15 protein-coding genes are annotated in these 24049 nt (G+C 31.0%); 12 read left to right on the top strand and 3 right to left on the bottom strand.

The genetic code is table 11. The features are described from left to right. Positions 1-4 precede the first annotated feature (4 nt). From ACVC43_RS04945 to ACVC43_RS04970, 6 genes are all read left to right on the top strand, one after another. Complete coding sequence (locus ACVC43_RS04945; RefSeq protein ID WP_452223464.1) at positions 5-2638, top strand: hypothetical protein; 2634 nt, start codon at positions 5-7, stop codon at positions 2636-2638. Continuing rightward, positions 2638-3363 carry a hypothetical protein gene (locus ACVC43_RS04950; RefSeq protein WP_452223465.1) on the top strand — a complete coding sequence of 242 codons (726 nt, stop codon included), beginning with the start codon at positions 2638-2640 and terminating at the stop codon, positions 3361-3363. The genes ACVC43_RS04945 and ACVC43_RS04950 overlap by 1 nt, the downstream gene beginning before the upstream one ends. A gap of 25 nt (positions 3364-3388) precedes the next feature. Beyond that, a complete protein-coding gene (locus ACVC43_RS04955) occupies positions 3389-15718 on the top strand; it encodes a DUF6443 domain-containing protein (protein WP_452223466.1) in 12330 nt (4109 codons plus the stop codon). A gap of 176 nt (positions 15719-15894) precedes the next feature. Then, the gene (locus ACVC43_RS04960) at positions 15895-16236 is read left to right on the top strand and encodes a hypothetical protein (RefSeq protein WP_452223467.1); all 342 of its coding nucleotides are present in this window, start codon (positions 15895-15897) and stop codon (positions 16234-16236) included. A 10-nt stretch (positions 16237-16246) separates the two neighbouring features. Continuing rightward, the gene (locus ACVC43_RS04965) at positions 16247-16774 is read left to right on the top strand and encodes a hypothetical protein (protein WP_452223468.1); all 528 of its coding nucleotides are present in this window, start codon (positions 16247-16249) and stop codon (positions 16772-16774) included. Then, a complete protein-coding gene (locus tag ACVC43_RS04970; protein ID WP_452223469.1) occupies positions 16771-17316 on the top strand; it encodes a hypothetical protein in 546 nt (181 codons plus the stop codon). Before ACVC43_RS04965 ends, ACVC43_RS04970 begins: the two co-directional genes overlap by 4 nt. Positions 17317-17394: 78 nt before the next feature. Here ACVC43_RS04970 and ACVC43_RS04975 read toward each other — a convergent pair whose 3' ends face one another. The 3 genes from ACVC43_RS04975 to ACVC43_RS04985 form a co-directional block, all read right to left on the bottom strand. Continuing rightward, positions 17395-17904 carry a hypothetical protein gene (locus tag ACVC43_RS04975; protein WP_452223470.1) on the bottom strand — a complete coding sequence of 170 codons (510 nt, stop codon included), beginning with the start codon at positions 17902-17904 and terminating at the stop codon, positions 17395-17397. 239 nt (positions 17905-18143) lie between these two features. Further along, positions 18144-18542: a hypothetical protein gene (locus ACVC43_RS04980; RefSeq protein ID WP_452223471.1), complete on the bottom strand. Its 399-nt coding sequence runs from the start codon at positions 18540-18542 to the stop codon at positions 18144-18146. Then, a complete protein-coding gene (locus ACVC43_RS04985; protein ID WP_452223472.1) occupies positions 18524-19528 on the bottom strand; it encodes an RHS repeat-associated core domain-containing protein in 1005 nt (334 codons plus the stop codon). The genes ACVC43_RS04980 and ACVC43_RS04985 overlap by 19 nt, the downstream gene beginning before the upstream one ends. 153 nt (positions 19529-19681) lie before the next feature. Between ACVC43_RS04985 and ACVC43_RS04990 the strand changes: the two genes are divergently transcribed. The 6 genes from ACVC43_RS04990 (at position 19682) to ACVC43_RS05015 (ending at position 24046) form a co-directional block, all read left to right on the top strand. Next, a complete protein-coding gene (locus ACVC43_RS04990) occupies positions 19682-20410 on the top strand; it encodes a toxin-antitoxin system YwqK family antitoxin (RefSeq protein ID WP_452223473.1) in 729 nt (242 codons plus the stop codon). After that, positions 20397-21620 (top strand): hypothetical protein, encoded by a 1224-nt coding sequence (locus ACVC43_RS04995; RefSeq protein WP_452223474.1) that lies wholly within the window; start codon positions 20397-20399, stop codon positions 21618-21620. The genes ACVC43_RS04990 and ACVC43_RS04995 overlap by 14 nt, the downstream gene beginning before the upstream one ends. After that, a complete protein-coding gene (locus tag ACVC43_RS05000; protein WP_452223475.1) occupies positions 21598-21957 on the top strand; it encodes a hypothetical protein in 360 nt (119 codons plus the stop codon). Before ACVC43_RS04995 ends, ACVC43_RS05000 begins: the two co-directional genes overlap by 23 nt. Next, positions 21950-22435, top strand: coding sequence for a PulJ/GspJ family protein (locus ACVC43_RS05005; RefSeq protein WP_452223476.1), 486 nt, complete (start codon positions 21950-21952; stop codon positions 22433-22435). The genes ACVC43_RS05000 and ACVC43_RS05005 overlap by 8 nt, the downstream gene beginning before the upstream one ends. Then, complete coding sequence (locus tag ACVC43_RS05010; RefSeq protein ID WP_452223477.1) at positions 22425-23546, top strand: type II secretion system F family protein; 1122 nt, start codon at positions 22425-22427, stop codon at positions 23544-23546. Before ACVC43_RS05005 ends, ACVC43_RS05010 begins: the two co-directional genes overlap by 11 nt. Positions 23547-23629: 83 nt before the next feature. Then, on the top strand, positions 23630-24046 hold the full coding sequence (locus ACVC43_RS05015; RefSeq protein ID WP_452223478.1) for a prepilin-type N-terminal cleavage/methylation domain-containing protein: 417 nt from the start codon (positions 23630-23632) through the stop codon (positions 24044-24046). Positions 24047-24049: the final 3 nt, after the last annotated feature.

The following is a 24049-nucleotide window of genomic DNA, read 5'->3' on the forward strand; positions in this document are numbered from 1 at the left end:
AGAGATGAAAAAAATTATATACATATTATTATTCGGTTTTACTTGTCTATCATTTTCACAGGGAAACTACTTAATGAATACTGACGATCCAAATATGGTTGATATAGGAAGTGGGTTTTTGGGAATTAACCTTTGTGTCTCTCAAGGTTCATACACTTTAACGCCTATTATTATAAACCTTAATAACCCTAATGAAGTTGCTCCTACAGATTTAGAGTACGAATTAATACCTATTTCTTTTGCAAATCCAATTGGAGAGAACTCCTTTATTGGGCAGAATAACATTGACTTAGATGCTTTAAGAATCTATTTAGGGATGTATAATAGTCAAAGAAGAAATATTCAATTTCGTATTAGGGTCAAAGCACTACCTAATGGACATCCTTATGAGCAGTATAGTCTTGTTGATAGAATTTTTGTAATCACTTTAAGTAATGATCAACCGTTAACAGGAGATGCAAATCAAGATATAACTACAGATTGTGGAGAACAAGCAACTGTTAGAGATATTGATACAAATTCATCTTACAATTATATTACTTATTATAACAGTCAAGGTCAAATAATTTCTAGTAATACACAAGTTAATGCTGGAGATGTAATAACCATGTATCCAAAAAATAGTGCAGTATTAGGTAATAATGGGGGGACTTGTAATATTCAATCATTACAAGTAACTATTGGGAATATTACAGAAACTAATTCAGAACCTTATGTTGGCCCTAAATTAGGTAATAGCTATGTTGATTTAAGTGTATGTGATGTAGATGATGAATTACAAATACCACTAATAAGTTTAGATTCCAACCAGCCTTTAGATTACCAAGACGGTCAGTACCGTTTATGGCGTACTTCTCCAGTAGGTACAATGTTACTGGATAATCCTGTATTTAATCTCGATGGCTCTTTTTCTCACTTTTCGATAGATTTAACATCTATGTTTTCAAGTCTTGTTAGTGATGCATCTTATAAAATAGAATATATACCATCGAACCCTACTGACGGCAATGGAAATCCAACTCAATTATGCTCACCTATATACTCAAATGAGTTTAACATTAACATTACAAATGAATTTAGAAATGTCAGTAGATCATTAGACAGAGTTTATTTTACAGATGGTTTGAATGACTTAGATTATGATGGTGTTCAAGAAGATGAATTAACCTACAAAGCCATGTTTAATTTGTTCATGATAGGACAGCAAGGAGTTATGGATACTACCGCATCTCCAAATGGTCAAGGTTTTTTGCAATATACTGGTTTTACATATATTATGTATAAGGATGATGGTTCTGGAAATAAAATTCAAATTAATAATTCTGATTATGATAATATGGTAACAGAGTTTAGTGATCTATTAGTTAATTGCGATGAAGTATTTTATTTTAAAATAAGTAGTACTTGTGATGACTATCACTTTGATAATGCAAGTGAAGAATATAAAACATTAACTATTAAATTAAGAGACCTAATAACAACATATACAAATCCAGACCAGTATTTCTGTAGTATAGATAATCCAACATTTGATAGTTTGCAATTGTTAGCTGAAGGTACAGGAAATCCAATTTATATTTGGGGATCACAATTTGGTAATGATTTAATTTTTGACCCAACTCAAAGTAATGGAGGGAACACACCTCTGCAAAACGGCGATGAATTTTGGATTCAAGAATTTGGTTACCCGAATGCAGTGTGTACTAATTATTATGCAGAGATGTTTTCTTCTAAACGTTTTTATGTAAAAGTTCATATCGTTAATAATTGTAGTCCAGATACTAAAGAATGCCCATGTAATTCTTTTGAATTAGAAAAAGGCGATAAATATATTGTAAGTGCTTGGGTTAAAGAAGACAGACAAAAACAAGTTATCACCTACCAAAGTGCTAAAGTAGATGTAATCTTTCTTCAAGGAGACCAAGTAGAGCAAGAATTTTCATTTACTCCTTCAGGAGAAATAATTGAAGGTTGGCAACGTATTGTAGGAGAGTTTTTTGTACCTATTACTGCTACGAAAGTTAGAATAGATTTAAATAATGCTAATTCCGTAATTGTTGGTCCTCCAGGACCTGTAGATTTATCTCCATATTTTGATCCTTTACCACCTTTTAAATACCCAGGTGTTCTTAGAGAATATGAGGTTACTTTTGTGTTAGACGATTTTTCTAATTGTGATGGAAAGCCCACAAAAAAAATGGTATTAAGATCAGGATCTGAATTATTGCCAGATACCGTTTATAAATTAAATGTACCAAATAACACACCTCCACCATTTATCTCGCCATATATACTTGTTAGTAATCCAAGAATTGTACGTGATCAGAAAGCATATTCAGTATCCGAAATAGCAAATGTTAGCTGTAGAGAACTTTCGGAATTATTTACAACAAGTAGTCCTGTAAAACGAGTAGATGCATTTTATGATGATATAAGAATTCATCCATTTAACGGCAATATGAAAAGTTTTGTATACGACCCTATAACACAACGTTTAATGGCAGAATTAGACGAAAACAATTATGCGACCATGTACGAATATGATGAAGAAGGAGGCCTAATTAGAGTTAAAAAAGAGACAGAAAAAGGAGTTTTTACAATTCAAGAAACAAGATCTAAAAGCGCAACAAAAGAATAATGAAAAACATTAGCACTATAATATTTCTATTTAGTTTTACCTGTATCTATTCACAGACCTTTGACGAGGTTTTTATGAAATTTACGGAGACTAAAAAGAAATTATTAGAATATCAAGTTGATTTGGATTATAAACTATATAAAGGTGCAGATGGAAGTAAAGTTTATGAAGAGTATACAGGTACAATGGCTTTAAATAATGGAACAAAGTACCAAGAAATTGGTGCAATGAAACATATAGAAATGCCTAATGGTTTTATTAAATTAAACACAGAAGAAAAAGCGATGATGGTTGGTTTGTCATCAGAAAAAACATTCCCAAGTTTGGATCAAATTAACCCAGATTTAATTTATACCTATTATAATAAAGGTGAGTTACAAGAGAAGGATGGATTATATAAAATTAGCTTTAATGTTAAAGAATATTCAAGTCTCCCAACATCAAGATTAGAGATACATATCGATAAAGAAACGTACCATCAGAAAAAAGTAGTTATCTATTATTCAGAATTAAAGGATTTTTCATTTTACGAAAAAAATAGATTAAAAAATAAAACCGATGAATTGGTAGATTTTCCTAGATTAGAAATTGCCTATTCAAATTTTAACTCTAAAGTTAAAATCAACAAGAGTGCATTTTCGCAAGAGACATACATAAAAGTAACACCTATTAAAATAATTGGTGTTAATCAATATAAAGATTTTGAAATCATTTTAGCTCAATAAGAGTTACTAACTAAAATTTAACCACATGAATTATTTGGTTTTTTTAAGAAACAATTTACTATCAGCTGTAATTATACTTCTGTCATTTTCTGGCTTTGCTAATGAAAAACAATTTACCAATGGTCCAATACCGGTAAATTCATTGCCTTCATCATATCAATTTGTGGATCCAGAATTAGGTAGTGTCAATGTAATATCAGTTAATCCTACAGCCTACTTGAGACTTAATATTAATGATGATATCCCATTTTATGAAAATTTCACCTATGCGCTCACTGCCAAGGTATACCCTATTTTACCAGATGGTACCGTAGAATCTTCTGCGGGTGAGGAAAAAACTTTTAAAATTGAGTATAATAAAGACGCAGGTAATTTTCAATATGTAGATGAGACTTATTTTGAAATTAAGAATAGATATGGAATAAAAATAATAGTTACTTCTTCTAAAGCCTTTAAACCCAATGGTGATGCTTTAGATTTTATTCCAGAAAATATTTCTATAGAATTAGGGTTTAAAGTTGATAGATATTACGAATTACCACCGGATACTTTACCAAGTTTATCTTATCAAGAATTACCTTCTTCTTCAAATCCTTGTGCTTTAAAAATTGATTGGTCAAATTCAAGTAACGCAGTTTTAAATGCCGCAGAAGAATTTGAATTAGAATGGACTTGGATAGATAATTATGGTCTAAATTCGCCTACTCGTCCTGCCAACGCTATAGACTTTTCAGTTAGAGATTTTGAGTTAAATAGCACTAGAATAGAAACTAAACAAACATCTTTTGAGATACCCTTAATATATTCAAGAGGTTACATAATTTATAGGTTAAGGGTAGTTACTCGCTTTCAAGAAAACATAAAAAAGCGGTATTACGGTGATTGGACTTCAGGAACAAATGGAGAATTAAAAGTAGGAGATTGGGCACATTTATATTTATTCAGTACTTCACATGAAGAGGCAAAAAACTGGCAATTTCAATCTAGCTACGCTGAAGATGGTAAAAATAAATCTGTAGTAAGTTACTTTGACGGTACATTGAGAAACCGTCAAACAGTTACAAAAATTAATAGTGATGACAACGCTATAGTAGGAGAGGTTATTTACGATATGCAGGGAAGACCAGCAATTGAAGTGTTACCTGTGCCAACCGGAAAGAATAAAATTAAATACTATCCTAACTTCAATTTAAGTGAGCAAGTTATTGATCCAAATACAGGAAATTTGGCCATTTATTCTGCTAAAGATTTTGATTGGGATATAAGTACCCCACCAGGATCCGATCCAACTTGTGATGTAAATCTTTTTGGTATGGATACTGCTTCTGGTGCGAGCAAGTATTATTCTAAAAATAATGGTAGCGATAGTGAGAAACCCTTTCAGGACTTTGTGCCAGATGCAAATAATTTTCCATTTAGTCAAATAGAGTATACAGCAGATAATACGGGTAGGATAAAAAGGAAGAGTGGTGTTGGTGTTCAACATCAAATAGGTAGTGGACATGAAATGAAATATTTCTATTCTCAACCAAATTCTTCTTTAGAATTAAATAGACTATTCGGTTACCAAGTGGGAAACTACAAACATTATAAAAAAAATGTTGTTGTAGACCCTAATGGGCAAGTAAGTGTAAGTTATATAGATCCTCAAGGAAGAACTATAGCAACGGCATTAGCAGGTGGCAATCCTTCTAAAACAAATCCAGAAACAGGTGAAACAGAACATATATTATTACCTTTAGATGACGAAATAGACAATGCAGGAGTATTACATGGTAGAGTAGCCACAGATTTATTAAATAAGCTAAATGAAAGCGATACAGATACACCAGAAGACAATAATAATAGATACGCCACAGGTAATTTTGGGGTTTTACAAGACGGGCTTAGATTAGATAAGCAAATTGTAGTCATAGAAAATTTCTCAGAATACAAGTTGGAATATGAGTTAGAGTATACAGGGAACTTTACTTTTGATGAGGAATGTGCAGATATTACTTTTCCGTTTGTTTATGATGTAGATATAGCTCTAAGTGATGATTGTAATTCAGAATTAATTACAGAAAAAGGTGTAAAAGATTTTTCCAGAACAACTGAGACCTCGAATGCAATCGATAGGATTTGGAATATAGGTGAATATGGAATTTCAAAAAGACTAACGGTTAATAAATCTCATTTAAATGAAGCTTGGAACAACTACTTGCAAAATTCTCCATGTATACTAACCGAGGAAGATTTTATACCCAACTTCATCTCTATTGACTGTGATGAAATTGACTGCGAAATGGTAGACGATGGTATTGTAGCCTATATAAGTAATAAGTTAGATATGCTATTTGGACCTGGATCTTATACTGTATCGGGAAGTACGTTTACCTCAAGTGACCCAAATGTTACGATAGCTATCGAGGAGCTTCAAGACGGATTTGCAATTCTTGTGGATATGTGTGAAGAATCGCAAACCTGTGATGTAAATGAAGCTATGTTAATTTCAGATATGAGTCCTTACGGTCAATATGGAAGGTTAGATTACACATTAACTTATGATGCAAATGAGAATATTATTGAACCTATTATTTTTCAAGATCAATTGAGTGTATTCAATGATGCAAATCTATTATATTATAACGGAGCAATTAATGATCCTAATGATGTCTCAAATACCTTTACGTGGAGAAATCCAGTATCGATTTATAAAGATGAAGGAGTAAATTCTTTAGTAGAAGTTACTTGGGTAAATGACCAATGGTTGCCTGCTATTGCATTAGATGGTTTAGGTGGATTAGTCGAACAACCAGATTTTGGGTCAACATTTAGTAGCGCATACGGCGACCTTATAGATTCAAAGTATTATATACACCCTGAAAATCTTAGGTACATTACAGATTTTATTACCAATTGGAAACCAGATTGGGCACAATCATTAATGCCATATCATCCAGAATATGGCTACTTGGGATACAACGAGTCAATTTGTGCTATTTCATATCAAGGGACAACATCATTTGAATTTGATACTTTATTAAGTACTACGATAACGTATGTAGAAGCACAAACAGCCAATTTCATTCCGTCTTCGGGAGCAAGTACAAACAATATTGTTAACAGTGATCCATTTTTCAATACAGCATATGTAGGAGAAACTATTACGTATGCCAATGAGCGTAAGGCTCTTATGCAATACGCTATGGGCACAGATTACGATGGTACAGGTGTTTCTATGGCGCAATTAGCCTATACCATGGTTAAATGTGGAAATTTAGCAACTACTTGCGATCCATATTCGTTTGCAAGTTTAGATGAGGAAGAAAAGCAAACGTTTTGGAATTTATATAAAGGCTTTTATCAAGGATTAAAAACTCGCCTATACGATGTTTTTATCTCTATTCATGCCGAAAAAAATGGTAGTTTAAATCACTGTTTAGGTGGAGAACAAAGAAATGTTAATAGTTTTATAGATTTAATAAGTACTTATAACAATCAAGGAACTATAAATGGTTTTAGAAATGCCTCTGCGAATCAAATCTGTAGCTCATCATCTTCATCTATTTACGGTAGCCAAGGAACTTCTGGAATAGATTTGTACGAAAAAAGGTTTATACCATCAGACTTTTTATTCGACGATTTAGGAGTTGATATCTCTAATTTACCACCTACAATAGATCCAGATGATGTTATTAATGATTATTACAATCAAACAGGAAAATGTAAAATTCAAGTAGACTTAGAATTATTTTTAAACGGGTTCATGTCTCGAAACGATTTAACTACAAATCCATATTCTTATAACGATGGATTTATGGTATTAGACCTGTTCGAAGCCCTTGGTGGAGAAGAATCTGAAGCAAGTAATTTTACTATTAGTAATACCATTACCGGAAACGAGTTGGTAATTAGCACATCTTTAGAAAATATTTGTGAGAAACCAATAACTTTAAATTTACCCGAAAATTCTAACTGGGATAATTCTAATAGTTGGAGTAATATAGGAAGTTCATGGGAGATATTAAGTTTATCAAATTCTTTTCATGATGTTGCAGTGACCATAGATGGTACATATGCATTTCAATTATTAGGAAAAGTGCAACTATCAGATGGTTCTATACAAGAATATGTATTTAAAGGTACCACATGTGTAAACCTCTTAAACTGTATTCCAGAATGTGTTGTTGAAGAACCTTTGGATTGTGAAAGTATTTTGCAAAAGGATTTCAGTAATTATATAGACTCAGAATTAATAGATATATTAAACTTTTTGAAAGATCATGACGCTTTAAATTCAGATTTAAGCGATATAGGGTCATTAAATTTAAGTGGATACTCAGATTTAAATATTCCAAGTTGTTTAACGGTGGATTGGTTTATAACATATCTTTCACCAGGAGGAACATCAAAGCAAATTTTTAATTTACGATTTTTCTCGGCAGATAGTGGTGATGAATACATTTTAAGGCTTAATTTATATAATCTATTTCCAACTTATGATTTTGAAATTACTGCTTTATCAAACAACGGAGGTAATTATACATTAACATACACCTTGCCGTCTGGAGCAACCGAAAATGAATTTTTTACTATAGACCAAACAGGAGAGCAAATTATAGAATGCTGCGAAGTAATAGTAGAATGTACACCATTTCATTTTGCATATGCAAGTATAGTTCCTGGAACTGGTGCTAATAGTATAACTAACGGTTTTGATAGAGAAAATATAGGTAATGCAACAGTAGATTTTGTTAATAATCATTTGGATGAATTTTCTTTTACTGGATATGATGCAATTTCTGGTGGATCAGTAAGATTAAGAGCAAATAACGAGTTTATAAGTAATAATTTACCGCAATCAACTAATTCTAGTGGTGGTGGAACACCACCAATTGACGCTGTTAGCGAGATACATGTAGGAGGGTATTCCGCAAATATATGGCAGCTTCAAAACTCAACTTATGGACATTCTTTTAATGTTATAAATCAAGATATTTTAGATAAAAACTACGATAGCCAAAGTTTAAAAACTGTTTTCTATTTTGTTAGTCATTATAATGTAGGTCTTAACAAAACACTATTTGAAAATGCTATACTCAATAAAGGTATTAAACCATTTTTTATTGTTTTTGAACAAACTAACAATACAGCGGCAGACAATTTTATAAATAACAAGCTTACAACGCTTTTTAGTGAACCTGTAACAGACTATCAAACAACAAATTCGTTAGAGAATTCTGATTATATTAGGTTTAATACAGATGTCGATTTTAAAGCAAATCTAAATACATTTTTAGAAAATACATATCAAGAAATGTTAAATACAAGATGTGCTGAAAATCCACAATTAGATTGTTGTGGAGAGGAAGAAAATAAATATATGTCTCCAGAAGTATCACTAAGAAAACAAGTGTCTAATGCAAGTCCTAATAATAAAATTTTATTTGATGATATTATATTTAAAGTACCATCAGAAGTATTTGCTGTTGGTGAGGAAGTAGAAGTAGATTTCGATATAGATTTTACTAACTATAATGCTACAGGAAACTATAATAGTGCTGTGTTTACTATAAATGGAACATCTTACACAACAGCTAATGGTTTAATTATCGAAACACATTTTGACCTTGAAGCACCTGCATTTGTTATATGTCCGGAAAACGATTTATTAGCAGCTAGTGGTTTCTACTCTGCTAATTTTCATATGGATTATATTGATTATACGTTTAATGGAAATAATGAAAGATTTGATTTTAATGGAGATTCTTTAGCATCGTCAATTACTTCAAATACAATGTCCGCATCAAAGACTGATATTTGGGATAACCCATTACCAAATGGTTATATAAACATAACAGGTGAATCCCCAAATAGTAGTTGTAATTCTATTAATCCTATTTGGAATGATAATTTCGATTATAATTTTGACCAAGGTACAGACATAAATTTCAAATCCAAATTTATTATAACTCAGGATATTTACGATTTTACTACTGAATATTATGGGACTGTAGCACAAATTGCTAACAATATTATTAATGTTAATGATCAGGGAGTGTCTGAAGATGCTAAATACGAATTACTTTTCTATATGGGAGGCACTCCAGCGGCTAATAAAAGTACTGGAGCTAATAAAACTAATACTTCTTCAATTCCTGCACCTGGTACAAGTATTAAAGTAGATAAAGTAAAAAATACTACAATTAATAAAAGACCTCAAGATCAAAAAAGAAAACCATCTAAAAAAACAGCAAGTAATATGCAACGTTTCTTAGATGAAGATTGCGAAGACTGTGTTGTACAACAAGTAGCACCGCTAAGTTGTAACGAAAAATATACAACTTATATGAACTTTATGGACTTCCAACCTGAATTATTCGATGGCATAGGAACCGATGTAAATGGTAATGAAATTAATATAACTGTAGAATTACAAATATCTTCTACAATTGCAGAATACGAACTTCCACCCTTATTTAATGAAGATTATTTCTGCAATTCTAACCTTGCGTATATAACAGATACCTATATATATTATATACAAACTAAAGGAGTAGATAGTATCGATCATCCGTTATTTTTAACTATTGGAGAGTTTGGAAATACAGCAGTAAATTATGGTTATGATAACCTTGATACTTTAGAAAGTGAAATGGAATTATTAATTGATGGTTATGATGGTGCAGTAACTGTTATAGATGGAGAAGAAGTAGCAACGCAATCATGGAGCGATTATATAGATTCCCAAGTAAAAGATGCAGCAGGAAACTTATTAGTTTGTGTGCCTAGACCATTTGGAGCTTACATAGTATTGCCTCCTGTAGAAAACCCATGTGATGGTATTGCCCAAAGCTTAATTAACACCTATATAAGAGATAATTATATAACTTACTTAGATCAATTAAGAAACCAATTTGAAACTGAGTACATTAATGCTGCTATGGAGAATGCAGTAGAACATTTCTCTATGGAGTATCCAGATAAAGAATATCAATATACATTGTATTACTATGATCAGGCAGGAAATTTAATCCAAACTGTAGCACCAGAGGGAATAGATAGGTTGGGCAGAGGAATGACTTTAGAGGAGAAATTAATTCTTACAAACCAAATTGATAACACGCGAGAGAGTGATGGCACTAATACATCTCTATTACCTAAGCATAGAATGCCTACACAGTACAGGTATAATTCTTTAAATCAATTAGTATGGCAACAAACTCCAGATGGAGATGTTACTAGATTTGCATACGATGATTTGGGCAGAATTATCGCTTCTCAAAATGCTAAACAAGCCAAAGAATATTTCCCAATATCAGATATTAAACCAAGAGCAAGATTAAGATTTAGCTACTCTAATTATGATCAAATTGGTAGAATAATTGAAGCTGGAGAAATAGACGTTTTAGTCTCAGAAAACTATATCATAAGTGATGATGGAAAATTACTTAAGTCAGGAATAATACAGCAAGATTTTTCTAATTCTAATTATATAGAAAGGAGAGAGGTAACTTACACCATGTACGATGAGCATATGTTTTTAGGAACTGGAGTGGCAACTACATCATCATTGTTTGAAACTGCTTATCAGGCTTATAATAGTAGAAATAGAATAACATCTATATTCGCTTTCGATAAGATATTGACTGGCACTATAGATTTTGATAGCTTTAATAATGCTATTTTTTATAACTATGATGTTCATGGAAATGTGAAAGAAATGGTTGTTCAAAACAATGAAATGTTAATACAAAACAACACGCAGCATTTTAAGAGATTACAATATGAATACGATCTTATTAGTGGTAATGTTAATCGAGTAATTTTTCAAAAGGATAAAAAAGATCAGTTTATGCATCGTTACCAATATGATGCAGATAATAGAATTATTACAATAGAAACTTCAAATGACGGTGCTATTTGGGAAGAAGACGCGAATTATGAATATTACGAGCATGGTCCTTTAGCAAGAATGAATTTAGGAAATAAACAAATCCAAGGTATGGATTACATTTATACCATTCAAGGTTGGCTTAAATCTGTTAACTCAGAAGCTGTTTTAAGAAAATTTGATCCAGGTCAAGATGGTATTTTAGATGGAGATAATAAAACAATAGCAAGAGATGCTTACGGGTTCTCGCTACAATATTTTGATAAAGATTATAGATCTAGAGTATCTGGAGCAGATTCAAATCTGTTTACACACAGTACAGTAAATAGCAGTCCAACAGATTTATATAATGGAAATATAAAACAAATGGTTTCGAGTATGAGGCACCTAAGTGTCGATGGTATTAGACCAGATAACTCAAGGACATTTACTCAAAACGCTCAATATTTTTATGATCAACTAAATAGAATTAAATCTATGGCCTCTAGTAGCTTAGTGGTTAATGATAATAATGAAAAAACATTTTATAGTGAAAAAGCATATTCGGCTTCTTATTTTTATGATAGAAATGGAAACTTAACAAGCCTTTCCAGAAACTCACTTAAAGTTAATGAAGATGGCAGTACAAGCCAAAACCCAAATCCTATTGAAATTGATGCTTTTAAATATCTATATAATACAGACGCAAATGGAAACAAAGTTAATAACCAATTAACAGCTGTTTACGATGATTTTGGTGTGCAAGTTGGTTCAGATTTAGATAATCAATTACAGGTTTTACAGGATGAATTAGGTATTATTTTTAATGAAAATGATGAGAATACTCATAATTATGTTTACGACGAAATCGGTCAGCTTATAGAAGACAGAACAGAGGGATTAGTAATTGAATGGCGTGTAGACGGAAAAGTAAAGAAAGTTATTAAACGTGAACTTGGACAAAAACCTGGTAGTAAAAAAAGACAAGAAATCGTGTTTCAATATGATGGTTTAGGAAATAGAATAGGTAAGTCTATAATAAATTACGATGAAGAAAATAATCCAAATTTAGCAGATCAAAAACCAACATTTTATTCTCGAGATGCTCAGGGTAATGTTATGGCTATTTATGAAAAAGAGACCGTAATAAGACGTGTTGGTAATTTAACACGAATGAAACTTAAAGAACATCATATTTATGGGAGTTCTCGTTTAGGTTTAGAAGAAGGCAATGCAATTATTGCGTCGAGTGATACTAAAGATAGAGAATTAGAAAAAGACTATAAAGCATTGTCTTATAGGTTACCGTTCTCAGATATTGCAGGCGTGTCTCAAAATGATGTTGTTGCTAGTGAATTAGCATTTGAATTAGTATCAATTGTTCAAAATGCAATAACAGAGAATGTAGGCAAAACAAATGAGAAAGAAGTTTTAAGAACCTTATTAAAGGAGAATACATTTACTAATATAATTACTAAAAAATTAAAGGAGGCATATCCAGAACAAGGTAAGGAAGAACTTATAGGGACTGTGAATGCGATAATATCAAATTACTTAGAAAGACTTGTTTCAGATAAAGAGGAAGTGAGACTATCTATAAATGCAATAAATCAGCAATTAAGTAATATTGTCGAACCAGTATTAAATGAGTATATAGTACCTATATATATTAGTGATACACAATTAGCGAAAAATAATTTAAGTAGTCGTCCGGATGTTTCTAATTATGCACTTGATTTCTCTGAAGATAATATTGCTTCTTGGAGTGATACAAATCAATTCGATTTTAAAAATGCTGGAAATTATGCTTCATCAACTTCAATTAATATAACAAACACGCTAACTAATGGAGAGTATTTAATTTCAAGAATAAGAAGTAATACTTCAAATTCTAATCTTCAAAATAGAATGTATCTATATGTTAAAAAACAAGGAACCTTATATTACCCGATTATTAAATTTAAGCGTTCTGAAGTAACAGGGTCAGATGGAAATCAAAGTTTAAATTATGAAGAAGCAGCGTTCACTACAAATCAAGGATTCACAATAAATCAATTAGAGATTTCTTATAAAATTACTTTGGATAATGCTGCTGGAATAACACCAATTAATGGAAAGATGTCAGTTAATGGTGTTGTATTTTCAATGGGAGAAGGTACATTAGTAGTAACTAATTCTACATCACCTTCATTAGAATCAAACGTATTAATAAATCTAAATGTAATTGGACAAGACAATAGAATAAATTACAGAATGTGCTATTTTAATTATAGTACTTCAAATGTATTTGTTGGTTCAACCCAAAGAATTTATGCGTTTGAAAATGGTTCTGGAACAGTTGCAACAGAAGAGTCAGGTAGTAGCGCTCTTAACATGACATTAACCAATGCAGCTATGTGGATAAATGGAAATTGTGATAATACAGTGCAATATCCAGATACCGATGGAGATTCTATTACAGATAATATAGATATTGACGACGACAACGATGGTATATTAGATGTCGATGAAGACTCGGGCTCTCTTTCTGTAGATACAGATGGTGATGGCTTTATAAATAGCTTAGATTTAGATAGTGATGGTGATGGACTGTTTGATATTTACGAGTCTGGTGCATTAAGCACAGGTAATGTTACAGACACCAATAATGATGGTACTATAGATTATAACAACGTCTCACAATTTGGTGCTAATGGTTATTATAATGCATTAGAAACTTCTACAGACTCTGGTGTTAGTAATTATTTAATTGTAAATACGTATCCATCTACCGTAGTTAACTTTTTAAACAAGGATGATGACGGAGATTCTGTATTAACTAAATACGAAGATTACGATGTTGCTGGAGTAGGTAATGCAATAAATGAAGATACAGATAACGATGGTATTGCTAATTATTTAGATCCAGACGACGATGGTGATACAGTTATAACCTATCAAGAAGCTCAAGATTTAATTACACATTACAATGTTAACACACTTGTTGGTGCAAGGGCAGATTTAGATGGAGACGGTATACTTAACTATTTAGATAAAGACGACGATGAAGATGGATTCTTTACATTCGAAGAAGACACCCAATCTGCAGGCAATCCACAAGGTACAGATACAGATGGTGATGGCATACCAGATTATATAGATGGTATAGATAACCAATATGGGCAACCATTGGGAGAAATAGATTATGCAGAATATTTTAATAAAATTGGAGATAAACGTTATGAGTTATCTAACCATTTAGGTAATGTTTTAGTTGTAGTAACAGATAGAAAATTACCAATTTATAGAAAGGGAAGTGGTAGTCCAGAAAAAAGATATGAAGGCTTTACTACAGATGTAATTGCTTATAATGATTACTATCCTTTTGGGATGCTATTGCCTAATAGGCATAAGTCCAGCAGTGGCTATCGTTACGGCTTCCAAGGACAAGAAAAAGATGATGAGATTAAAGGAGAAGGGAATTCTTTGAATTATAAGTTTAGAATGCATGACCCTAGAGTTGGAAGGTTTTTTGCGGTGGATCCTTTAGCTGCTGACTATCCATATCTTAGTACGTACTCCTTCAGTGGAAATAGAGTAATAGATGCACTTGAATTAGAAGGAAAGGAACCAATAGTACTAAATGGAGAATTAGTTGGTTATGAGGTGCAACCCGGTCAAGGGCCTTCGCAAATAGCTGCAGATATAAACAATTCTGAGACTCAAAAAGAATATGGCTATTCGCAGCTAAAACCAGTTACTTGGTCAAGAGTTGTTGATTGGAATTTTAACGCTTTCAAAAGAAAAGGAGATTGGAGTGAAAACCCTAGTGCAATTTTTGATAAAAATGCTAAAGAGTTCACTAAGCTGAATTTGAATCCTAAAGATATATTATTCATAAATCATTATGCAGATATTACAACAAATGTTGTGTATGATGCAAATTATTCTGGATTAAATATGCCAGATGCTTCAGATGTAGCAATCAACGCTGTTAGTGGTTTGGGAACAGGAATGAATAAAACTGGCGGAACTTTCAGAACAAATAATGGTAAGTACAATGGCAGCAAGATAAGTTTTAAACATTATGAGTCTGGATGGCGAGGCGGTAGTAGGGCAAATATTAGAACTTATTCCATGGGAACCTATGGGAGGACTTTAGGAAGACTTGGAACTGCTGGTACTATAATTTTTGGAGCTGCTGATGTAATAACAACCTATCAAGATGAAGGGGAGTTTGGATTTGAGACTCAAAAAGCTAGCGGTAGATTTGGTGGTGGACTTGCTGGTGGAATAGCAGGTGCGGAAATTGGTGCTGCAATAGGCGTCTGGTTTGGTGGTGTTGGCGCTATTCCTGGAGCAATTATTGGCGGTGTTGTTGGTGGATGGTTAGGAAGTGAAGCTGGAGAGTATGGTGTTGAGGTTTATCATGACCGTAAAAATCAGGAAGAAATTAGACAATTTGACAAGGATATTCAACAGAGAAGGTCTATTTTTATTCCAATTGAAGATAACCCTTAATAGATTAAATTAATTACTTTATGGTAAGGCACTTTAACTTGATGTTTTATTTTATTTACAGATTTATGTATAAGATACATATAGCATTTAATTATATAAATCCTATAGTATTAATTCATAGAATAATCCATAATAAAAAGAATCACCAAGATTATTTGAAAAAGTTTGATTCCGCTATGGAGCATCCTGAAGAAGGTGTAAGCTCAATGATAGCTAGTGGTTTACTTATAAGTTTATATTTTTTTGCATCTCTTGGTATCTTTAACTTAATTATTGCTCAAGTAAATAACGATTTTAACTACCAAAAATTTCACTTTCTGCTATTAGCGATGCCATCATTAATAATGGTTTATGTGCTTGTTCTAAAAGAAAATAAATATTTAAAATACTTTGAAGAATTTAAAAAGTTTTCAAAAAAGAAAGCTTTCATATTGTCATTTTTCTATTTAATACTAGTTGTGGGCATTATTTCTATAGTAATTTTAAGCTTTATTTATAGAAATTCACTTAAAAATTAAAACACTTTTCATGTATAAATTACGCATCATATTATTAGCATTATCATTTTCATCTTGTAATGGTCAGACTATTCAATGGAAAGAGTATAACGGTAAAACCTTTTCAATAAGTTCACCTATAAATTGGGAAAGAACAAAAAATCTTACAGAAGATACATTTATTTTTAAATCAACAAAAGAATCTTCTTCAGATAAGTTTCAAGAAAATTTTAACGTAATAATCCAAGATTTAGGTTCTAAAGGAATGTCTTTAAAGGAATATTCTGATCTAACTTATAACCAAGTTAAACAAGCTATTGGTGAGAAATCGATATTGGATTTTAAGAAATCACTTCTATCAGGTCAGACTGCTAAAGAAATGAGTTATTTACTACCAAGTAATCCTTCTAGAAATCAGTTTATAGATTTAAAAGTATGGCAAAAATGGATTATTAAGGATAATAAAGCCTACGTTGTTACTTTTACAGCACAGAAAGAAAAATACGACAGTTACATTGAAATGGCTGAAAAAATGTTTAATCTATTTAAAGTCAAATGACTAAATTTAACCTCATATTCTTCTTGTCTATTTTTACTGTTTTTAACTTAAATGCACAACAGAATTTTTGTGAAAATAATATTAGTCAAGATTATTTTCCTTTAACAATTGAAAAGAAAACTATTCATTTTGGGAGTCATCAGTATGTAGAATTTATAAGTGGTTCTAGATACATTAATGGTAAAAAATATATTGAATACACTCAAAAATGGCAGGCGGGACATGAGATAAAAATGTATTTACGAAAAGAGAAAGGAAAGATATTGCAATATGAGAAATGTTGTGATGAAGACTCGGTTAGGTTTGATAATTCGTTTAAAAAAGGGGATTCGTGGATGACATCTGATTCAAAAACTTTTTACACAATACTTTCATATGAAGGAGTTCTAGAAACACCTATTTGTAATTACAAAAATTTGTTAGTTATAAAAACTGAATTGTCTAATGGAATTTATCAATTTTATTATAAAAAAGGATATGGATATATTGGGGCAACCCAAAATGAGAAGCTAATTTCATATGTTAGTTCCAATACTAATTGATAAAAATGTGTTTTATAGTTTATGATTTCTTTATAAGAATTTTAATGTATAAAAGAACCTCCAAAAAGGCGTTACATTTCAATCATTCAAATAGTAAAACACAATGCAAAGCGACACGGCATCAAACAGTCCAAAGTAATAGGTCTCACTTCTAGGGTACTTTGGCTTATCAAAAAACAACATTTTAAGCTTGGGGATATTTCTAGCAATCACTTCAGCAACCTCATAGCGAGAGCGTGCATTCCAAATATCAAAAACCATACGTATTTGCTCCCTAGAAAACTGTGATACTTCAATTTTATGTGCTTTTAAATAGGCGCAAATACTTCTAATGAGTTGTTTTACACGCGCACATTTATGCGAACGATTACCGTCAAAATCCTCTAAAATAACACGCTCAGGTTCGTACTTTTTTATAAGTGCCTTGACCTTTGCCAGTGCTTCGGTATTATCGATAGGCTGGATACGGACTACACCCTTGTCAATTACCGTCAAAGCACCCTGCATTAGCGCATAACCAAACCCATAGGAGTTTGGGTAGATGCCCAAGACCCGCTCGTGGCGGTCTTCAAAAAGCTTAACGTTCATCGTTTTGGTCTGTTAGGCTATTGACAAAAGAGGTGATGTATGCTATTCTTTGGGTACTCTTTGGAGGTTGATGAATTTGTAATTCTTCATAGTTAACAAATCTTTCTGGATTTTTCAGTTATAATATTGATAATATTTTTCTCCACTTCGCAGTTCGTGCCTATAGTAAGTTCTCAATATGGTTAAATTAGACATACTTTGGAGAAGTATGCTATATGTAGTGTAAATCAACTCAAATCTTAATTTTGAGAAAGATATATGGTATTTAGATTTTTTGTATACTCATGGTAATTATTCTCAGTTAAAATACTCTTTTCAACACTTTTGAATATATACTTAGCATTTTTATTAACAATTTCAATTTTATGAAAATTATAATTAAAACTATTGATTTCTTCTTTTACATATATCACCATGTTAGATGAGTCAAAATAAACTTCAGAACAGTTGCTAACAATTACAGCGTAGATATCTCCTTCCTCTTTAAACATTAAATTTACATTATTACTATTTTCTTGTTTAGATAATGTGATGTTATCAACTATTTTAACTTCATAATCAATTTTATCGTTTTGAAAACAACTGAATAATAATGATAATAATAATAATATGCTTTTTCTTATAAATCTATGTTCCATATATATCTTTGATATGTATTTGTTAATATATCACCAAGATCGTCATTAACACCTCTTGGTCTATTTTTGGCCTTTTCTGATTGATTATCAAGTCCTGACTTTAGAGTTTTAGAATCATAAACAGTAACCGTTGCCGATGTGCCATTTGCATTGATTCTAATTGACATATTAAAAGAACCTAAAATGTGAATTGGACTATTTTGACTATTATCTTCTAACGGATTTTCCCATTTTTTAATTTTTTCCCAAGCTTCATTTAATCCCTTTTTCATATTTGAAGCCAAAGAACCGGCTTGAAAACTCCTTGTAACAGATTTACCTGGGAACATTTCACCGCTTTTTAGTTCTAAAATTCCACTTGTCACTCTATCATCAACTTCTTTCCAATTCTTGACAGATTCTAACGCACCGCCTCCAACAATCATTGAGTTTTCCTCTTCCGCTCCAATAGCAAAATCTATTCCTACCATAATTATATAGTCTTTTTCGACCTCTACACCATCAGGGTTATTAGCATTTCTATATCCTCCTCTAGGATTTTTTGAAAAATTAGCCTCTGGATTAACGCTTAATACTTGACCTATTAAGATTAGGTCTCTGTCTTCAATATCATTCAAAGCAATTAAATCATCAATTGTAACACCATATTTTTTTGAAATTTCAGTTAGATTATCACCTTTTTTAACTGTATGTTTTACAGGGTCTCCAGGACCCAAACCAAGATAATCTATATATAGAATTGGATTGTTTCCTGCAAAAACATACGGACTTTGAAATGGATAACTTCTTTCTAAAGGATCCACCGCAAAAAACCTTCCAACTCTAGGGTCATGCATTCTAAACTTATAATTTATAGAATTCCCTTCTCCTTTAATCTCATCATCTTTTTCTTGTCCTTGGAAGCCGTAACGATAGCTACTGCTTGCCTTATGCCTATTAGGTAATAGCATCCCAAAAGGATAGTAATCTTTTTGCTGTAAACACAATGAATAAAAGAACTTTTAAAGTTTAAAAATAATTAATTAATACAGAAATGAGTTATAAACGGCAAGTTTTTTAACTAAAACTCACCTTAAATATGTTTGCTTTTCGGTAATAAATAAATATATTATGTATTTTAAATTATATATATTAGTTAAATGAAAGTAAAACACTTATTTATTATCTTGTTAATCACTTCATGCGGAGCAAGTAAAGATTCTATTCATAAAAAAAAGATTCAAACAACACAATTTAAAGAAGACTTTTCTGTAACTAAAGAGTCAACTTTTCCTAAAAAAGATAAAACATATTATTGGTACAAGTCTAACGAGATACACCAATCTAATAGAGATTATAGTGGTGATATATTACACGGCAACTATACCAAATACTACATAAACAATCAATTAGCAGAGAAAGGGCAGTTTGATTTTGGCTTAAAGACCAACCAGTGGAAAAGCTGGTTCGAAAATGGGCAAGTAAAGTCAATAAAAAATTATAGTAATGGTAAACTTAATGGAGAGTTTGTGTTATATAGTAACAAAGGAGAGGTTTTAACATCTGGAAGATATTACAACAATAAAAAATCTGGACAGTGGATAGATTATATTTCTAAAGACACCCTAAATTATAAGCAAGGTATAATTGTAAATAAAAAGGATTCTACTGGCAATAATAAAAAACCGTTTTTTAAACGCTTATTTACTAGAAAAGATACTTTAGACGGCTTCAATAATAATGAAATAAACGACAAAAAAAGAGATAATAAGATTAAGCGAAAAGACAATAAAACTAATGCACATAGCAAAAAAAACAAGAAACCTAAAAAAGACTCTTTTTTAAAGCGCTTGTTTTCTAAAAAAGATAAAAAAAATGCTAAAAGCTAGTTCCCTACTTTATGCCATTTTTATATGTTTAATAGTGTCTTTACTTTGCGGAAGTCTTATATTAATATTTAATTATCAACATAGGCTAAACCAACAATTTTTTTTAGAAAACGAATTGGTTGCTAATAGCGAAACGAATTTTTTAAAGATAATAGATCAACTAAATACATCTATATTTATAAACAAAGGTAGTATTGTTAATGAAGATAATAAATTAGTAACGGAGTATTCTGTTTCAAAATGGGGATTCTATAATATTGTAAAAACAAAAACCTATTTTAAAAATGATACAATTTTTAAAACAGGGTTAATAGGTAGCAAAACTCGTAATAAGAAATTAGCGCTTTATCTTACAGATTACAATACAGAACTTAAAATAGGAGGTAAAGCAAGATTAATAGGAGATGTTAAAGTATCAAGTTACGGTGTTGAGCAAGCCTATATTAATAATCAAACCTATACGGGTTCTAATTTAGTTCAAGGAAATATTGGCGTGTCTTTAGATAAGTTACCAAAATTAAATTTGTTTACGGACGATATTAGCGATATTGAAAAGGAAGTTTATTTCGACGAAATAAAAAACAAAACCCTATACAATAGCTTTTATGAGCCCACTATTGTGGTTTTAGTAGAAGGAACCTACGATTTTAGTGAGATATCTTTATATGGTAATTTTATTATACAAGCAAAAGACTCGATTGCAATAGATGCAACTGCTAAGTTAGAAAATGTTTTAATTCAAGCCCCAAAGGTGACATTTAATACAGGTTTTAAAGGTAGCGTACAAACTTTTGCAAAAACACGTGTAAAATTAATGAAAAATGTAAATCTTCATTATCCGTCAAGTATTTTTATAGATAGTGATAATGATGATGAATTAGTTGAAATTTATGTTGATGAAAATAGTAAAATCGCAGGAGGTATTGTACTTACAGGAACAACATACGAAGCATCATCAAAAAGATTGATAACAATAGAAAAGAATGCTCAGGTTTTAGGTGATGTTTATTGTTATGGTAAAACTCAATTAAAAGGAAAAGTTATTGGCACAGTATATACAGACAGGTTTTATGTTGTAACAGCTGGAGCAGTTTACGAAAACCACCTTCTTGATGGAGTAATAAATAGATTAGAACAACCAGATTTTTTTATAGGATTACCTTTATTTGAAGATGAAACAAGAGTTTATGAACTTATTAAAGAATTATAAATTAAAAGCAAGTTCGTTAATAGAATCCGTAATAGCTATTGCAATTATATCTATTTGTGTTTTTATAGCGACTATGGTTTATGTAAAATTATTAGACTCAGATTACGAGATAAGCTATTATAAAGCAAAACAAAAAATCACAGAATTACATTTACAAACAATAGAACAACAGGACTTTGAAGATGAAAATTATGATTTTGAAAGTTATAGAATAAAAAAAATGACAAATGATTACAGCATATTTTTAAAGCAAGTCATATTTATTTTAGAGACCGAAACAAAAAAAGAACAAGTAGAATATTTAGTAAAAGTAGAAAATATTGAAGCAATTGAGTAAAAGAATAAAGGCATTTACTATTTTAGAGGTTGTAATAAGCTTAGCAATAATGAGTATTATTATAGCTATGGTTTATGTAATATTTACGCTACTCTCTAAACAATTGTATCAATACAGTAATCAAACAGAGCAAATTAATAATTATAATCAATTAAATTCTTTGTTAATAAGAGATTTACATAATGCCAGTAATATCAGTTATACCGCAAATGAATTACTATTAACCATCCAAAGTGACAGTATAAAATACGCACACGCAAATAATAAGCTAATTAGAACACATGTTAACAGTATAGATACGTTTAGTATAGAAATAAAAACTTTTAACATAGTGGAAAATAACCTATTATTTATCAATAAAAGAAGACCACTTCAAGTAACATATCATATGTTTGACCAAGACATTGTAGGCTATTATTATAAAGATTTTGGAGTGTCAAATCGAGTAAATAAACAGTTTTTTAGTAATGGGAATTGATTTATCAACATACAATCAAAAAACAAATTTTGAGTCAAAGAAAACAAATGTTTTTAATAGAGAAATACAGTTTTCTAAAGGGTTTTCAGATAAAAAGAAAGAGCGTTTTTATAAAGAGTTAGCGATTTTAATTCAGTCTGGAATAGACTTTAAGCAGGCATTAGAAATTATTGAAGAACAATATAAAAGCAAAACCGATAAGGCATTAATAAGCACTATAAAAAAACAAGTAATACAAGGTAAATCTCTGCACGAAGCGATGCAAAATAGTCGTAGATTTTCGGCATACGAATATTACAGTGTAAAAATAGGTGAAGAAACCAGAAAGTTGGATCGAGTTTTAATAGAGCTACAAAAATATTTCGATAGAAAAATAAAAATGAGAAGACAGCTTATCTCTGTATTTACTTATCCAGCTTTTGTTTTATCAGTAACATTTGGTGTATTATATTTCATGATGAACAATGTCGTGCCTATGTTTTCATCGGTTTTTAAACAGTTTGGAGCCGAGCTTCCACCGTTAACTCAGAGGATAATAAAAATTTCTAACAATTTTTCTACAATATCAGGAGTATTCATTTTTAGCGTTATAGCAATTATAGCGTTTCATGTTCTGAACAAGAAAAAAGATTGGTATAGGAAATTTACCTCGCAAATCGTTCTAAAAACTCCTTTTTTTGGTGCTTTAATAAGAAAAATTTACATGTCCAGATTATGTCAATCACTAAGTTTATTACTATCTGCCAAAACTCCTTTAGTGATTTCCTTAGATTTAACGCATAAGATGATTGATTTCTATCCAATAGAATATAGCTTAAATAATGTTAAAGCAGATATTTTAAAAGGTTTAGCTTTAGGCGAAAGTCTATCTAAGTATAGAGTGTATGATTACAAATTTGTGTCAATGATAAAAGTAGCTGAAGAAATAAATAAATTAGACACTATGTTTGAAAGATTGTCTGAGCAATACAACGAGGAAATTGAACATCAAACCAAAATGATTGGTGTTATTTTAGAACCCTTGATTATTATAATAATTGGTCTTATTGTAGGTGTTATAATGATTGCAATGTATTCACCAATGTTTGATTTGAGTAAAATAATTGGTTGAGAAACTTAAAAGAGTAAAAAAAATGATATTTTTACGAGTATTGGAGCCATGGACTTAAGTAAAAATCCATAATATTTGACGATATGAAGAATTTAAAAAATAATAAGGCTTATTTAGACGCCTACTCTTTGACTGAAATATTAATTGTTTTGGCAATAATAGGAATATTATTAATGATGGTACTGCCTAATCAAACCTCAGTGGTTGCTCAAGCCAGAGGTATAGAGGCTCAAAAGATGCTTAATCATTTATATGGGTTAGAAAAAAGCTATAATTTCAGGTTTTCAAAATATACATCAAGTTTTGAAGAGCTAGGTTTTGAGCAAGAAGCGACTATAGACCAAGGAGGTCAGGCAGTTTATAAGATAGAAATTATAGACGCATCCATTAATTCCTTTAAAGCAAGAGCAGTTTCTATAAAAGATTTTGACGACGACGGTAATTACAATACTTGGGAGATCGATCATAGAAAAATTCTAGTGGAAACCGTTAAAGATTAATTT

This window comes from Lacinutrix chionoecetis (assembly GCF_053604665.1).

Bases quoted from the DNA above. Each gene is read 5' to 3' on its own strand.
- ACVC43_RS04975 (WP_452223470.1), bottom strand. From the start codon at position 17,904: ATGAACGTTAAGCTTTTTGAAGACCGCCACGAGCGGGTCTTGGGCATC.
- ACVC43_RS05010 (WP_452223477.1), top strand. From the start codon at position 22,425: ATGGGAATTGATTTATCAACATACAATCAAAAAACAAATTTTGAGTCA.
- ACVC43_RS04945 (WP_452223464.1), top strand. From the start codon at position 5: ATGAAAAAAATTATATACATATTATTATTCGGTTTTACTTGTCTATCA.
- ACVC43_RS04950 (WP_452223465.1), top strand. From the start codon at position 2,638: ATGAAAAACATTAGCACTATAATATTTCTATTTAGTTTTACCTGTATC.
- ACVC43_RS04980 (WP_452223471.1), bottom strand. From the start codon at position 18,542: ATGGAACATAGATTTATAAGAAAAAGCATATTATTATTATTATCATTA.
- ACVC43_RS04995 (WP_452223474.1), top strand. From the start codon at position 20,397: ATGCTAAAAGCTAGTTCCCTACTTTATGCCATTTTTATATGTTTAATA.
- ACVC43_RS04955 (WP_452223466.1), top strand. From the start codon at position 3,389: ATGAATTATTTGGTTTTTTTAAGAAACAATTTACTATCAGCTGTAATT.
- ACVC43_RS05015 (WP_452223478.1), top strand. From the start codon at position 23,630: ATGAAGAATTTAAAAAATAATAAGGCTTATTTAGACGCCTACTCTTTG.
- ACVC43_RS04970 (WP_452223469.1), top strand. From the start codon at position 16,771: ATGACTAAATTTAACCTCATATTCTTCTTGTCTATTTTTACTGTTTTT.
- ACVC43_RS04965 (WP_452223468.1), top strand. From the start codon at position 16,247: ATGTATAAATTACGCATCATATTATTAGCATTATCATTTTCATCTTGT.
- ACVC43_RS04990 (WP_452223473.1), top strand. From the start codon at position 19,682: ATGAAAGTAAAACACTTATTTATTATCTTGTTAATCACTTCATGCGGA.
- ACVC43_RS04960 (WP_452223467.1), top strand. From the start codon at position 15,895: ATGGAGCATCCTGAAGAAGGTGTAAGCTCAATGATAGCTAGTGGTTTA.
- ACVC43_RS05000 (WP_452223475.1), top strand. From the start codon at position 21,598: ATGAACTTATTAAAGAATTATAAATTAAAAGCAAGTTCGTTAATAGAA.